Annotated in this window: 12 protein-coding genes; 6 read left to right on the top strand and 6 right to left on the bottom strand. The window is 58.4% G+C overall.

From position 1 onward, the window contains the following. The first annotated feature begins 5 nt into the window (after window positions 1–5). Window positions 6–1,796, top strand: a complete 1,791-nt coding sequence (aspS, locus tag ABFT80_RS07480; RefSeq protein ID WP_347971396.1) for an aspartate--tRNA ligase — start codon at window positions 6–8, stop codon at window positions 1,794–1,796. Window positions 1,797–2,050: 254 nt separating this feature from the next. Continuing rightward, window positions 2,051–3,031, top strand: coding sequence for a magnesium transporter CorA family protein (locus ABFT80_RS07475; protein ID WP_347971244.1), 981 nt, complete (start codon window positions 2,051–2,053; stop codon window positions 3,029–3,031). Between the two features lie 46 nt (window positions 3,032–3,077). On the opposite strand, the gene nhaA is transcribed toward ABFT80_RS07475, so the two are convergent. Continuing rightward, a complete protein-coding gene (gene nhaA / locus ABFT80_RS07470) occupies window positions 3,078–4,292 on the bottom strand; it encodes a Na+/H+ antiporter NhaA (protein ID WP_347971243.1) in 1,215 nt (404 codons plus the stop codon). 201 nt (window positions 4,293–4,493) lie between these two features. Continuing rightward, the gene (locus ABFT80_RS07465) at window positions 4,494–5,675 is read right to left on the bottom strand and encodes a hypothetical protein (RefSeq protein WP_347971242.1); all 1,182 of its coding nucleotides are present in this window, start codon (window positions 5,673–5,675) and stop codon (window positions 4,494–4,496) included. A gap of 265 nt (window positions 5,676–5,940) precedes the next feature. Between ABFT80_RS07465 and parC the strand changes: the two genes are divergently transcribed. Next, entirely contained in the window at window positions 5,941–8,199 is a 2,259-nt protein-coding gene (gene parC, locus ABFT80_RS07460; protein ID WP_347971241.1) for a DNA topoisomerase IV subunit A, read from the top strand. 294 nt (window positions 8,200–8,493) lie between these two features. Here the strand turns inward: parC and ABFT80_RS07455 are convergent, their stop codons facing one another. The 4 genes from ABFT80_RS07455 to hemB all read right to left on the bottom strand — a co-directional run bounded on the left by ABFT80_RS07455 (window position 8,494) and on the right by hemB (window position 11,951). Beyond that, window positions 8,494–9,411, bottom strand: coding sequence for a DMT family transporter (locus ABFT80_RS07455; protein WP_455189891.1), 918 nt, complete (start codon window positions 9,409–9,411; stop codon window positions 8,494–8,496). Between the two features lie 35 nt (window positions 9,412–9,446). Continuing rightward, a complete protein-coding gene (locus ABFT80_RS07450; RefSeq protein WP_347971239.1) occupies window positions 9,447–10,202 on the bottom strand; it encodes an arginyltransferase in 756 nt (251 codons plus the stop codon). Window positions 10,203–10,377: 175 nt separating this feature from the next. Beyond that, window positions 10,378–10,848, bottom strand: a complete 471-nt coding sequence (locus ABFT80_RS07445; protein WP_347971238.1) for an RDD family protein — start codon at window positions 10,846–10,848, stop codon at window positions 10,378–10,380. Window positions 10,849–10,919: 71 nt separating this feature from the next. After that, window positions 10,920–11,951: a porphobilinogen synthase gene (hemB, locus tag ABFT80_RS07440; RefSeq protein WP_347971237.1), complete on the bottom strand. Its 1,032-nt coding sequence runs from the start codon at window positions 11,949–11,951 to the stop codon at window positions 10,920–10,922. 144 nt (window positions 11,952–12,095) lie between these two features. Here hemB and ABFT80_RS07435 point away from each other — a divergent pair, with 144 nt between their 5' ends. From ABFT80_RS07435 to ldtR, 3 genes are all read left to right on the top strand, one after another. After that, the gene (locus tag ABFT80_RS07435; protein WP_347971236.1) at window positions 12,096–13,139 is read left to right on the top strand and encodes an enoyl-CoA hydratase/isomerase family protein; all 1,044 of its coding nucleotides are present in this window, start codon (window positions 12,096–12,098) and stop codon (window positions 13,137–13,139) included. After that, window positions 13,136–13,564 (top strand): DUF6163 family protein, encoded by a 429-nt coding sequence (locus ABFT80_RS07430; RefSeq protein WP_347971235.1) that lies wholly within the window; start codon window positions 13,136–13,138, stop codon window positions 13,562–13,564. The genes ABFT80_RS07435 and ABFT80_RS07430 overlap by 4 nt, the downstream gene beginning before the upstream one ends. Window positions 13,565–13,729: 165 nt before the next feature. Next, the gene (ldtR, locus tag ABFT80_RS07425; RefSeq protein WP_347971234.1) at window positions 13,730–14,245 is read left to right on the top strand and encodes a transcriptional regulator LdtR; all 516 of its coding nucleotides are present in this window, start codon (window positions 13,730–13,732) and stop codon (window positions 14,243–14,245) included. The last annotated feature ends 279 nt before the right edge of the window (window positions 14,246–14,524 follow it).

Here is a 14,524-nt window from a genome sequence, read left to right as displayed (position 1 = left end):
TGACCATGCATCGCTACCGCAGCCATAACTGCGCTCAATTGAGAAAATCGGACGTTGGAACCAAAGTTCGCCTGTCGGGCTGGGTCCATCGCGTTCGCGACCATGGCGGCCTGCTTTTCATCGATATTCGCGACCATTACGGCCTGACGCAGATCGTCGCCGATCCGGATTCGCCAGCTTTCAAAGTGGCCGAAACCGTGCGCGGCGAATGGGTGATCCGCGTTGATGGCGAGGTCAAGGCGCGTCTTGAAGACACGGCCAACAAGAACCTGCCGACCGGCGAGATCGAGATTTCCGCGCTCGAGATCGAAGTGCTTTCGGCGGCCAAGGAATTGCCGCTGCCGGTATTCGGCGAGCCGGACTACCCGGAAGACATTCGCCTGAAGTATCGCTTTATCGATCTGCGCCGCGAAACGCTGCATCGCAACATCGTACAGCGCACGAAGATCATCGCGGAAATGCGCAATCGCATGAGCGAAACCGGCTTCACCGAATATTCGACGCCGATCCTGACGGCATCCTCGCCGGAAGGCGCGCGCGACTTCCTGGTGCCGAGCCGCATCCATCCGGGCAATTTCTACGCGCTGCCGCAGGCGCCGCAGCAGTACAAGCAGCTCATCATGGTGTCGGGCTTCGATCGCTATTTCCAGATCGCGCCCTGCTTCCGCGACGAAGACCCGCGCGCCGACCGTCTGCCCGGCGAATTCTACCAGCTCGACCTCGAAATGAGCTTTGTCGAGCAGGAAGACGTGCTGGCCACGATGGAGCCGGTTATGCGCGGCGTGTTCGAAACCTTCGCCGCCGGAAAGCCGGTGACGCAGGAATTCCCGCGCATTCCTTACGATGTCGCGATGCGCAAATACGGCTCCGACAAGCCGGACCTGCGCAACCCGATCGAAATGCAGCAGGTTTCCGATCATTTCCGCGAGTCGGGCTTCAAAGTGTTCGCAAACATCCTCGCAAATGATGCGAAAGCTGAAGTCTGGAGCATTCCGGCCAAGACTGGCGGCAGCCGCGCATTCTGCGACCGTATGAATTCATGGGCGCAGGGCGAGGGACAGCCGGGCCTCGGCTACATCTTCTGGCGCAAGGAAGGCGAGAAGATCGAAGGCGCAGGCCCGCTGGCAAAGAACATCGGCGAGGAACGCACCGAAGCGATCCGCCAGCAGCTCGGTCTGGGCGATGGCGACGCGGCGTTCTTCGTTGCGGGCGACCCCAAGAAGTTCGTGTCCTTTGCAGGTGCAGCGCGCACCCGCGCGGGCGAGGAACTGAACCTCGTCGATCGCGACCGTTTCGAGCTTTGCTGGATCGTCGATTTCCCGTTCTTCGAATGGAACGAAGACGAGAAGAAGATCGATTTCGCGCACAATCCGTTCTCCATGCCGCAGGGCGGCATCGATGCGCTGAACGGGCAAGAGCCGCTCGGCATCAAGGCATTCCAGTACGACATGGTCTGCAACGGCTTCGAAATCGCATCCGGCGGCATCCGCAACCATCTGCCCGAAACCATGGTGAAGGCATTCGAGATGGTCGGCCTGTCGCGCGATACGGTCGAGGAGCGCTTCGGCGGCCTCTACCGCGCGTTCCAGTATGGCGCGCCGCCGCATGGCGGCATGGCGGCTGGCATCGACCGCGTGGTCATGCTGCTTGTGGGTGCGAAGAACCTTCGTGAAGTCACCATGTTCCCGATGAACCAGCAGGCATTCGATCTGCTGATGGGCGCGCCTTCCGTGGCCTCGCCGCAGCAATTGCGCGAACTCGAACTGCGTGTCGCGCCCGTCAAAAAAGACGCCTGACACCAACTGTTTCGACCAAACCAAAACCCCTCAAGGCCTGGCCTTGAGGGGTTTTTCTTTTGCGGTGTTTCCGGCTTGACTTTTGGTCTGCAAGGGAGCATCGAGCCGGCAGGTAACAGATCGAAGAGTTACCGTTTCAAGGACAATGAGATGAACCCCGACAGTCGAAGTTCGACGTCTTACAAAATGATCAACTCGTCTCTCTAGAGTCCTTCTGGCACTCCGAGGCGGGTTTCTCGTCGCAGGAGTGTATTATGCTGCTTACCTATTCGCGTGAGGCAAACCATCTGACCCCGGCTCAAACCGGTGCGGCAGACCCTTTGGCCATCGTCTGGTACGATCTGATCAATCCGTCGCGCGAGGAAGAGACGCTGGTCGAGCAGGCGCTCGGCATCGGCATCCCGACCCGCGCCGAAATGGACGAGATCGAGCTGTCGGCACGGCTTTATCAGGAAGACGGTGCGGAATTCATGACCGCGACCGTGCTGATGGGGCTGGAAACCGGCGATCCAGTGAGAAAGCCCGTCACCTTCATTCTCAAGGGCAAGACGCTGGTGACGGTTCGTCATGCCGATTCGCGTCCGTTTTCGGCATTCGCCGCACGCTGCCAGAAGCCCAATGGCACGATCTGTTCGGATGGCGAGGCGGTGATGGTTGGCGTCATGGAATCGATCATCGACCGGATGGCGGACGTGCTTGAGCGTGCCGGCAACGAGATCGACACGATTTCGCGCGAAGTTTTTCGCAGAAAAGTGTCCAACGCGACCAAAAAAACGCGCGATCTGCAGTCGCTGATCGAGCAGATCGGCCAGAAGGGCGATTTCCTGACCGCGATCCGCGAAAGCCTCGTCAGCATAACGCGGCTGGTTGCGTATCATGCAGCGCTCGACAGCCCGCAGCGTAAATCGACGAAGGAAGTGAAGCAACGCATCAAGCTCGTGCAGCGCGATGCGCGTTCGCTAGGCGAACATGCGAACTTCCTGTCGAGCAAGATCAATTTCCTGCTCGATGCGACGCTCGGCCTGATCAATCTGGAGCAGAACCAGATCATCAAGATCTTCTCGGTCGCAGCCGTCGTCTTCCTGCCGCCAACCCTTGTGGCATCAATCTACGGCATGAACTTCGAAATCATGCCGGAATTGCATTGGGATTTCGGCTATCCGATGGCAATCGGCATGATGATCACATCCGCGATCGTGCCTTATTTGTTCTTCAAACGTCGCGGCTGGCTCTGAATCGAACTAAAAACCCCTCAAACTATGTTTTGAGGGGTTTTTGTTTTCAGAACGCCGTTTGCGCGCTGCGTTTTTCACGGTGGCTGAACCGCAGGATGATGTAACCCGCCAGACCGGCCACGAGCGAGCCTGCGAGAATGCCGAATTTAGCGCCGTCCTGCATGGCTGGATCGTCGAAGGCCAGCAGTCCGATGAACAGGCTCATGGTGAAGCCGATGCCGCAGAGCAGGGAGACGCCGAGCGTCTGCATCCAGCTTGCGGCGGCAGGCAGATCTGCGAGGCCGGCACGCACCAGAATGGCGACGGTGCCGAAGACGCCGACAAGCTTGCCGACGACCAGTCCCGCCGCGACGCCCAGTGTCAGCGGCCCGACGAGAACGGCAGGTGTCACGCCCGCGAATGAGACGCCTGCATTCGCAAAGCCGAAGATCGGAACGACGACGAAGGCGACCGGCTTGTGCAGGGCGTGTTCGAGACGATGAAGCGGCGAGATGTCAGGCGATGCCTCCGGCTTGCCGGGGGTGGCGCTGAGAGGAATGGTCAGCGCCAGAATGACACCCGCCAGCGTGGCGTGCACACCCGAACTCAACACGAGCACCCAAAGCACCGCGCCAAGCGCCAGATAGGGGAGAAGCCGGTTCACGCCCTGCCTGTTCATGAACGAAAGCGCGATCACGACCACTGCCGCACCGCCCAGCGCATAAAGGTTCAGGTCGGACGTGTAGAACAGCGCGATCACGATCACCGCGCCTAGATCGTCGATGATGGCCAGCGCCGCCAGAAATATCTTGAGCGAGGCGGGCACGCGCGGTCCGAGAAGCGAGAGAACGCCGAGCGCAAACGCAATGTCGGTGGCGGACGGGATCGCCCAGCCGCGTAAAGCTGCCGGATTGTCGAGGTTGAACGCGATATAGACCAGTGCAGGCACGGCCATGCCGCCCGCTGCTGCAGCACCGGGGAGAATTCTGCGGCTCCAGGTCGAAAGCTGGCCGTCCAGCATTTCGCGTTTGATTTCGAGGCCGACCAGCAGGAAAAACAGCGCCATCAGCGCATCATTGATCCAGTGATGCAGGCTCAACGGGCCGATATAACTGCCGAGCGCGGAGAAATATCCGTTCGCCAAAGGCGAGTTAGCGACCACAATGGCAAGCACGGCGACTGCCATGAGCACGATGCCGCCCGACGCTTCATTGTCGAGAAACTGGCGAAGGGTGAAATTCGTGCGGCCCTTTTTCTGGGCATTCGGCTGGCGGGTAGACATGGCTCTGCGTCCTCTCGGAGAAAAGGTTGTTCATTTCTCCGTATTGGGGTGAACCCCCGGCGCACGCAGCACACGCCGTGATCCGATTATATTACTCAAAGACAGGGTCTTTTGCCAGAAAAACCGGCTTTCGAACGCAGCTTCCAAAGAAAAAGCCGCCGGCAGGCGATACCTGCGGGCGGCTTTTCATAGATACAGCGTTTACTTGTTTGCCGTGACCTTCAAGCCAAGCTGTTTTGGCAGTTCCAGCGGCTGCGACATGCCAGTTGCAGCGATTGCCGCAAACGGCACCGGCTGCGGCGGAACGGCTGCGATTTCGAGGTTCTTCGGGTTATCGAGATACGCGTTGACCGCCGATGTGATCTGCGACGAGAGCTCCGGGTTCTGAAGCTGAGCCGTCAGGAAGGGCACGATCGCCTTTGCCTGATTGACGATGTCGGCAGGCTTCACGCCCTGCTGCTTGGCGACATAATCGACGACCTTGCCGGTCAGCGAATCGTCGGCAAAGTGGATCGTCGCGCCCTGGAAGTTGAGCTGCTGCATGAGGCCGAGCATCGCGATGCCCTGCGCGGATTTATCGGCTTCCGGCTGTTCGGCCATCTTCTTGCTCATGTCCTGGACGGATTTCAGGAAGTCGAGCGTATAGCCGTTGAGATCGAAGGTCAGGCCGATCGTACCGGCATTGTCGACCGTCACGTCATATTTGCTGAAAGTCATGCGGCCATCCGTTGGCTGCCACGAACCTTCCATCTGCATGTTTCCGTTTATGGTCTGGTAGCCAAGCGCGTCGATGGCATCCTTGGCTTTCGGATCTTTTACGGTCGTCAGATCGGCGGTGAATTTCTCCGCGGCTGCGGTGAATTCCATCGCCTTGCCATCCTGCGGCGAGGTGATGTCGGCCGACGCATTGGTCAGTGCGAAGACTTCCTTGTCGTCCTTCTTGACCGTTACGCTGGCCATTTTGGCGGTCTCGTAGAACAGCACTGATCCGAGCGGATCGGTCGACCCTTCCGCCGGCAGAACGACGCCGGAGAAGATTGCCGGGCTTACATCTACCGTCAGGCCGTTCGATACGATGTGGGCGGCATCGGTGGTCGCCGTCTGGATTTTATAGGCGCCATTGTCCTCGGTAATGCCTTCAAGCGTGAGATTGCCGATTGCGACACTTTCCTTGGGGCCGCTGCCGATCTTCACGCCCTCAAGCACCGTTTTCGAGGCATCGCCCGAAACGCTGGTCCAGGAGATATCAGTGGCTTGCTCGGCAAGCAGCACCTTGAGGCGTTCTGCGACGGCATTGGCGTCTTGTGCGAATGCCGGAAAGGATACGGATAAAAGTAAAGCTGAAACGGAAAGCGTGCGGAGTGCGGAGTTGCGGAGGCTCATACTGTCTTCCCTGTAAATAGGTTTTCGAATTCTTGTCGCTGATCTTTCCGCAAAGAAGTGGTCCGGAAAGAGGCAAGGGGCGCACAACGTTGAAATTGCGCCATCAGGCAAATAGGGGCGTTCAGGCGTTTCGGACAGGGCTTAGGTAGAATTCTTTGCGGAAAGTATTCAATAAGTTGCAATCGATCGAATGAAATGTGCGTTGCGCACATCGAAAAACCTGCATGCTCTTGCCGCGAATCACCCTCTCGGATAACCGGAAGCCATGGGAAAAGGGCTTACACCGCCGGGCTCCGGCGACGGCGATCACATTGAACCAGTCGATCTGCGCAAGGCGCTGGAAGAGCGTTATCTTGCCTATGCGCTATCGACCATCATGCACCGTGCTTTGCCCGATGTGCGCGATGGGCTGAAGCCTGTGCATCGGCGCATCATGCATGCCATGCGCCTGCTGCGCCTCAATCCCGACCAGGGTTTTGCAAAGTGCGCGCGTATCGTCGGCGAGGTCATGGGTAAGTTCCACCCGCATGGCGATCAGTCGATCTATGATGCGCTGGTGCGCCTGGCGCAGAGTTTCGCAGTCCGCTATCCGCTGGTCGACGGGCAGGGCAATTTCGGCAATATCGATGGCGATAATGCTGCAGCCATGCGCTACACCGAAGCGCGGATGACGGAAGTTGCGTCGTCGCTTCTCGAAGGCATTACCGAAGACGCGGTCGACTTCCGCCCGACCTACAATGAAGAAGACGAAGAGCCAACCGTTCTGCCGGGGGCGTTTCCGAACCTTCTGGCAAATGGATCGTCCGGCATTGCCGTTGGCATGGCGACATCCATTCCGCCGCACAATGCGGCCGAGCTTTGCGATGCGGCCCTTCACCTGATCGAGCACCCGGAAGCGACCGTCACCAAATTGATGGAATTCGTGCAGGGACCGGATTTCCCGACAGGCGGCATTATCGTCGACAGCCGCGAATCGATGCTCGAAGCCTATGAAACGGGCCGCGGCGGTTTCCGCGTCCGCGCGCGCTGGTTTCAGGAAGATCAGGGTCGCGGCACCTGGAATATCGTCGTCACCGAAATTCCCTATCAGGTGCAGAAGGCGCGGCTGATCGAGAAGATCGCCGAGCTATTGATTGCGCGCAAACTGCCGCTTCTGGAAGATATTCGCGACGAAAGCGCGGAAGACGTGCGCGTCGTGCTGGTGCCGAAGAGCCGGGCGGTTGATCCCGGCCTTTTGATGGAATCGCTGTTCAAGCTGACCGAGCTTGAAACGCGCATTCCCATGAACATGAACGTGCTTTCGCGCGGCAAGGTGCCGAACGTCCTGTCGCTAAAAAACGTGCTTCAGGAATGGCTCGAACACCGCAAGGATGTGCTGCTGCGCCGTTCGCGCCACCGCCTTGCCGAGATCGAGCGCCGTCTCGAAATTCTCGCCGGTTATCTGATCGCCTATCTCAACATCGACGAGGTGATCCGCATCATCCGCGAGGATGACGAGCCCAAGCAGGTCATGATGGCCCGCTGGGATCTGAGCGATGTTCAGGCCGAATCCATCCTCAATATGCGCCTGCGCGCATTGCGCAAGCTCGAGGAATTCGAAATCCGCAAGGAATTCGACACGCTTTCGGCAGAAAAAGCGCAGATCGAGGGGCTTCTGGAATCGCCCGAAAAGCAGTGGAAGACGATTTCCTGGCAGGTGCAGAAGGCGCGCCGCGACTTCGGCCCGGAGGAAAATCTAGAACTCGGCCCGCGCCGTACGACCTTTGCCGATGCGCCGGAACACGATCTGAGCGACATCCACCACGCGATGATCGAGAAGGAACCCGTCACCGTCGTCGTCTCCAACAAGGGTTGGCTGCGCGCGATGAAGGGTCACATGACCGATTTCGCGTCGCTCACCTTCAAGGAAGGCGACAGCCTCAAATTCGCGTTCCATGCGCAGACGACCGACAAGATCATCGTCTTCACCACAGGCGGCAAGTTCTACACGATCGGTGTCGACCGCCTGCCGGGCGGGCGCGGTCATGGCGAGCCGATCCGCATCATCGTGGATATGGAGAACGATCAGGATATCGTGACGGTTTTCGTCCACGATCCGGCGCGCAAGCTGCTGCTGGTTTCGCACGATGCCAATGGTTTCGTCGTTCCGGAAAGCGATGTCGCAGCCAACACCCGCAAGGGCAAGCAGGTGATGAATGTACGCTCGCCCGACGAGGCGGTGCGCTGCATTCCGCTGACCGGCGATCATCTGGCAATCGTCGGTGAGAACCGCAAGATGCTCGTCTTCGCGCTTTCCGAAATCCCGGAAATGACGCGCGGCAAGGGCGTGCGCCTGCAACGCTACAAGGATGGCGGCGTGCTCGACCTGAAGCCATTCGTCATGGCCGACGGGCTTTCCTGGCAGGATTCGGCAGACCGTACATTCGTGCGCACGCGCGAAGAACTGACGGAATGGCTGGGCAATCGCGCCGCTGCCGGTCGCATGGTACCCAAGGGCTTTCCGCGCACTGGCAAGTTTGGGTAAATTAATTATCTGATCGAAATCAACTAATTAGAGCGCTTCCCGGACTCTTTTTATTAGAGCGGTTCCTGTTTTGATGGAATCACGAGGCGCCCCCCTCTGTCCTGCCGGACATCTCCCCCACGGGTGGGGAGATTGGCTGACATAGCTCTCCGCATTCGTTCTGCAACGTCGGTAATTGCTACTGTGCTTTAATGACAGGGTAATCTCCCCACCTGTGGGGGAGATGCCCGGCAGGGCAGAGGGGGGCGCTGTCCCGCCAGCGTTTCCATCTAAAAATGAAGGGCTTTATGCGCTTCAAGTGGGATGGCGGACCATTGCTGCGGCACGTCGTTTCCGCCCATGCGCGATCTGCCACAGCGAATGTGCGATCAGCGTGACGATCAGGAGCGTGCCGCCGATCAGGCTGTTGCGGGAGGGGACTTCCGCAAAAATCATCCAGACCCAGATCGGTGCCAGGATGGTTTCGAGCAGGTAGAACATCGCGACTTCGGGTGCCGAGATGTATTTCGGTCCATTCGCCAGGCAGAAGAACGCGATGGGTATGATCACCGCGCCATTCAAAATGATCCACCACGGCGCTTCGACCTGAATGCCTGTCGTGCCGGCGACCATGAAGGCCGCAACGCTGAATGGCAGAATGACGCCCATCAATGCCGCAAAGCCCATATCCCTGCCGCTTGCCCGGCTGATCGTGATGGCGCTTGCCAGGAAGAAGGTGGAAATCAGCGCAATTATGTCACCGAACAGATTGCCGCTGCCGGCGCCATCGCCGACGATGATGAGCACGCCGACGACCATCAGCGCCATTGCCGCGAATGTGACGGGTCTTGGCCGCTCCTTGAGGAACCCCCATGAAAGCAGCGCCGCGAATACGGTGTTGAACGCCAGTATGAAAACCAGATTGGCGGTCGATGTGTTGAAAACGGCGGTGATGAAAGTAATGGAACTGAGGCCGTAAAGGACGGCCACCGCGAGGCCCGTTTTGCCCGGTATCAGTGCAGGCGCATTGCCTTTCAGGATGCGCCAGATGAACCAGACGGCGAGCGCAACGATGAATGTCGTGCCGGTGCGCAGCATCAGGATGGTCCACGGCTCGCCCTTGGCAAGCAGGATCAGGGGAATATCAACGGAAAGTACGAGCCCGCCGAAGGCGGTCAGCATCAGTCCTTTGGTATGAAGATCGCTATCCGCAGACAAATACGCTCCCGTCATGAATTCGAACGGCAGCGTTGATTACGGGCCAGTTCCTATTCCGATTGCCCGAAAGGCTCCCAGCCCTTGGGGCCGAGATGTTCCTGAGGCGTGAAGCGCACCTTATAGTCCATTTTCTTCGAGCCGTTGACCCAGTATCCGAGATAGACATGGGGCAAGCCGAGCGCGCGCGCCCGCGCAATGTGATCCAGAATCATGAAGGTACCGAGAGAGCGGTCTTCGAATTCGGGATTGTAGTAGGAATAGACCATCGAAAGCCCATCCGACATCTTGTCGGTGAGGGCGACCGCGATCAGCTCGCCTTCGCCGCGTCCGGTGATGAAGCTGTCCGGCCCGCGCCTGCGATATTCGATGACCTTGGTGTCGACATGGGTGTCCTCGACCATCATCGCATAGTCGAGCACGGTCATGTCCGACATGCCGCCCTTGCGATGGCGCGCATCGAGATAGGTACGGAAAAGCGAATATTGCTCGGTGGAAGGCTCGGCCTCGTGCATCGAGCCCATCAGATCGGAATTGCGCTGGATAGTGCGCTTCATGCTTTTCGTGGCGGTGAAGTCTCCGGCCAGGATGCGCACAGATACGCAGGCGCGGCATGTCTCGCAGGCGGGCCGGTAGGCGATGTTCTGCGACCGGCGAAACCCGCCCTGCGTCAGCAAATCGTTCATCTCGGCTGCGCGGTCACCGACCAGATGCGTGAACACCTTCCGCTCGAACTGTCCCTCAAGATACGGACAGGGCGAGGGCGCTGTCAGAAAGAACTGGGGGGATTGTTTCGGATGGTGCGTCATTTTCTGGTGTTCAGGCTCCCGCTGTTCCGTTCGCCGGATGCGATTTGATCTCTATGATTTTGAGCCGGTTTTCAGATTCTGCAAGATGCCATCGAACAAACAGTCGAACATATTGACGTGCCAGGCCGGATCATTGCGCCTACGCCATTCGGTAAGGCTTGGCACGCATGGCCTACTATCGGTCGGTGCGGGTAACCACGGTGCCAAGCAAAAGATCGTGAAGCGCGCGCTTGCGGTCGGTGAACAGCGTCACCAGAAGCACCAGCGGCGTCAAAATGACATTGCCGGCCCAGAACAGCACCGAATGGACGATTGCGAACATTCCGTCGACGGGTCGGCCATCCAGCCTGTCGAGGCGTATGCCCATCATCTGCATGCCGGTGGTTGCCTGCTTCGGCCCGCCCAGCGTGCTCCAGACATAGATCAGGGCAACGACGGGGCCGATGACGCCGAACAGCATCCAGCCCAGCCCAAGCGTAATAATGCCCAGCAGGAACACCACAATAGCAACTGGAATGAGCAGGAGGCCGACGATCAGATAATCGATGCAGAAGGCAAGGATGCGCCGTGTGCGCACGCCATCATAGGCGCGAACGTCCTCAAGTCTCGAATTGATAATCTCGCCGTCCAGAGTTCTGGTGTTCATGGGCTTCCCGTTCCAAGCGGACAATACCGCGTCTAGTCACAGTATTAGAAGTGGGAAATCCTGCCGAAAATTCAAGATTTGAGCATTTCGGCCACTCTTGGCGCGAAATAGGTGAGAATTCCGTCGCAACCTGCGCGCTTGAAGCACAGCAGGCTTTCCAGCATCGCCTTGTCGCCGTCGATCCAGCCATTGGCGGCTGCAGCACTGATCATCGAATATTCGCCCGACACCTGGTAGGCGAAGGTCGGCACGCGGAATTCGTCCTTGAGCGTCCTTATGATGTCGAGATAGGGCAGGCCGGGCTTGACCATGATCATGTCGGCACCCTCGGCCAGGTCCTGCTCGGTCTCGCGCACGGCCTCGTCGCTGTTGGCGTGATCGATGTAATAGGTGTTCTTGTCGCCCTTGAGCAGCCCGCTGGTGCCGATCGCCTCGCGATATGGACCATAGAAGGCCGAGGCGAATTTCGTCGCATAGGACATGATCGCGACGTCCTGAAAGCCGTTGGCATCCAGCGCCCGGCGGATCGCGCCGATGCGGCCGTCCATCATGTCGGAAGGTGCGATGATGTCGGCGCCCGCCGCCGCTTGAAGAACCGCCGCCGCCGTAACCTGCTCGACGGATTCGTCGTTGACGACGATGCCGTTGCGCAAAATGCCGTCATGGCCGTGGCTGGTGAAGGGATCGAGCGCGGCATCGGTGATGATGCCGATTTCCGGCACGGCGTCCTTGATGGCGCGCGTCGTGCGGTTAATGAGATTGTCCGGGTCGAGGATTTGCGAGCCGGTTTCGTCGCGCAGCGAGAGATCGACATTCGGGAAGGTCGCGATTGCCGGGATTCCGAGCTTTGCGGCGCGCTCGGCTTCTTTAACGGCCATGTCTATCGACAGGCGAAACACGCCGGGCATTGCCGAAATAGGGTCGCGGACATTCTTGCCCTCGACCACGAAGATCGGCCAGATAAGGTCGTCCACCGACAGGGTGTTCTCACGCACCATGCGTCGCGACCAGCCGGATTTGCGCATACGCCGCAGACGTCTGCCGCCTGTGATCTCGTCTACGCTGCTGGCGAGTGTGGATCGTGGTGGGTTATGCCTGTTCATCGATCGCCTCATTCAATCGCTGCTTTCTAGCACAATGGTTCTAAGGGGACCAATATCACCGGATCGGACGCGCGGCATTGACGCACCTAGCGGGCCTCCTTTAGCACTACCGCCAGTTTTGACCTCAGTTTGGGATTCTTGGCGATGGATTTTGGTGGCGGCGAAGAAATTCGCTTTGAACGAATTGGCAAGGCTGGTGTCGTCACTCTTACCAGGCCCAAGGCGCTCAATGCGCTGACCCACACCATGGTCAAGGCTCTCTCCAAGGCGCTCGACGCCTGGCAGAATGATGCGGATGTTCAGGCAGTCGTGCTGCGTGCCGAGGGCAGGGCGTTCTCCGCGGGTGGCGATATTCTCCAGGTCTACCATGCGCGCAACGATGCGGAGCCGCCTGCCGGGTTTTTCGCGGACGAATATGTGCTGAATGCCTCGATTTCACGATTCGAAAAACCGTATGTCTCCTTGATAGACGGCATCGTCATGGGCGGCGGCTTCGGCATTTCCGGCCATGGCTCGCACCGCGTCATGACCGAGAATGCGCAATTCGCCATGCCCGAAGTCGGCATCGGCTTTTTCCCCGATGTCGGCGGCAGCTTCATCCTGCCGCGCCTTAAAGGCTCGTTTGGCATCTATCTCGCCCTGACAGGCAACCGCATCCGCTATGGCGACGCGCTCTGGTGCGGACTGGCCACCCATGCGGTCGCTTCCGCCGATCTAGCTGCCCTGTTCGACGAGATTTGCGAGACGGGCCTGCCGGATCGGGTTTTGAGAAATTTCGCCAAAAATCCCGAAAGGGAAGCAGATGAGGCGGTCACGCATGCGATCACCCGTCATTTTTCTCTGGGCACGCTCGATGAGATATTGAAGAGCCTCAAAGACGCAGCCGCTTCCGACGAGTTTGCTGCCGCAACACTCGCCACGATCCTGAAACGCTCGCCGACCAGCCTGCGCGTGACCTTCGAACAGCTTCGCGCAGGCGCTATGCTGGAGATGGACGAATGCATGAAGATGGAATTCCGCATTCTGTGCCGCATGCTGGCAGGCCACGAATTCTATGAAGGCATAAGAGCGGCAATCGTCGAAAAGGGCGCGACGCCGCAATGGAAACCGGCGAAGATAGAAGATGTCAGCGATAGAGAGGTTCATGCCTATTTCGAACCGCTCGGTGAGAGAGAACTGATCCTTTGAGTGAAATCTTCGGCAGACACCTGTCTTTGGTGCCTTCCACGGTGCAGACCATCTTTGCGTGGTTCCAGCGCATCGTCGGCGTCTACTGCATGATTTTCGGCGTGCTCTATTGGGTGCGGCTCGTCGGCATTTATGACGGGCCTTTGTGGCGCTTCGACCTCATGCCCGTTTACTGGCAGATCGCCGCGGTCACGCTCGCAGGCTTCTTTCCGCTTGCCGGTATCGGCCTGTGGGCGCTCGCCTCATGGGGGCCGGTCATCTGGTTCATATGTGCTGCCGGCGAGACGATTATGTATGCCGGGTTCCCCGAACTTTTCGGCAGCCGCACGCTGATCCTGTTTTCGCATCTGGGCGTGGCGCTGCTTTATACGGTGCTGCGTGTGCTGATTGCCCGCGAAAAGCGCCGCGCGGCCGAACAGGGTTAACGGATACAACCCGATTGGTATTTCATTAAGTCTGATGTGAAGGGTGCCTCAGGTAAGCGCTTGTTAAGCCTAGCCTTTAAGTCGAATTTTATACGTATTCGATAGTGTCGCGATCAAGGTGAGAAACAAAAAACAATCACCGGGCGACAAACGAGAGGCAAGACAATGATCAATTCGCGTTCTGCGGCTAAGCCCGCTCAAGTATCAGACGACCGTAACGAAGCGATCCGCTCGCTTTACATGGAATCTCTTCAGCTTGTTGAAAGATTGCACCGCCGTTTGCTTGATGTAATCAAGGATGAATTCGACCGTAACGGCCGCAGCGACATCAATGCAATTCAGGCACTTCTGCTTTTCAATATCGGCAATGCAGAACTGACGGCCGGCGAATTGCGCTCGCGTGGCTACTATCTCGGCTCGAACGTTTCCTACAATCTCAAGAAGCTCGTCGACCTCGGCTTCATCAACCACCAGCGTTCGCGGATCGACCGCCGCTCGGTTCGTGTGAGCCTGACGGAAAAGGGTGCGGAGATCGCCGAAGTCGTCGGTGGCCTTTACAATCGCCACATCGGCTCGATCGAGCAGGTCGGCGGCATCAATCCCGACGAGTTCAAGCAGATGAATCGTGCCCTGCAGCGCCTCGACCGCTTCTGGAACGACACCATCGCCTATCGCATGTAATCCGGACCTCCAGTCGGGTTATCACCCAGCCGGTGCTCGTTTAGGGTGCCGGCTGTTGCGTTATGGACACGATTTGCGCCAGACCAGCCCCACTGCTGCCATATTCGGGTGGGTATCGAGTAGACGGGACATGCGCGTTCACGTTTTGATGTCCTCACCGAAAAGCAGTGACAATTCCCGTTCGTCTTCTATATCCGACGAAGGGAGCACGCATATTGCGGGCATGGTTGGCTAATTGTTAAGATTGGCCGTTTTAAATCCTGGGCGCAAAGACGTTTG

Origin of the sequence: Foliimonas ilicis, from assembly GCF_039939195.1 — a bacterium.
GTDB classification, from domain to species: Bacteria; Pseudomonadota; Alphaproteobacteria; order Rhizobiales; family Rhizobiaceae; genus Foliimonas; species Foliimonas ilicis.
The sequence above is the reverse complement of the archived record's forward strand: the minus strand, read 5'-3'. Positions and strand labels throughout refer to the sequence as shown.

Coding starts and splice junctions, on each gene's coding strand:
- aspS (WP_347971396.1), top strand. CDS start 6: ATGCATCGCTACCGCAGCCATAACTGCGCTCAATTGAGAAAATCGGAC.
- ABFT80_RS07475 (WP_347971244.1), top strand. CDS start 2,051: ATGCTGCTTACCTATTCGCGTGAGGCAAACCATCTGACCCCGGCTCAA.
- nhaA (WP_347971243.1), bottom strand. CDS start 4,292: ATGTCTACCCGCCAGCCGAATGCCCAGAAAAAGGGCCGCACGAATTTC.
- ABFT80_RS07465 (WP_347971242.1), bottom strand. CDS start 5,675: ATGAGCCTCCGCAACTCCGCACTCCGCACGCTTTCCGTTTCAGCTTTA.
- parC (WP_347971241.1), top strand. CDS start 5,941: ATGGGAAAAGGGCTTACACCGCCGGGCTCCGGCGACGGCGATCACATT.
- ABFT80_RS07455 (WP_455189891.1), bottom strand. CDS start 9,411: ATGACGGGAGCGTATTTGTCTGCGGATAGCGATCTTCATACCAAAGGA.
- ABFT80_RS07450 (WP_347971239.1), bottom strand. CDS start 10,202: ATGACGCACCATCCGAAACAATCCCCCCAGTTCTTTCTGACAGCGCCC.
- ABFT80_RS07445 (WP_347971238.1), bottom strand. CDS start 10,848: ATGAACACCAGAACTCTGGACGGCGAGATTATCAATTCGAGACTTGAG.
- hemB (WP_347971237.1), bottom strand. CDS start 11,951: ATGAACAGGCATAACCCACCACGATCCACACTCGCCAGCAGCGTAGAC.
- ABFT80_RS07435 (WP_347971236.1), top strand. CDS start 12,096: ATGGATTTTGGTGGCGGCGAAGAAATTCGCTTTGAACGAATTGGCAAG.
- ldtR (WP_347971234.1), top strand. CDS start 13,730: ATGATCAATTCGCGTTCTGCGGCTAAGCCCGCTCAAGTATCAGACGAC.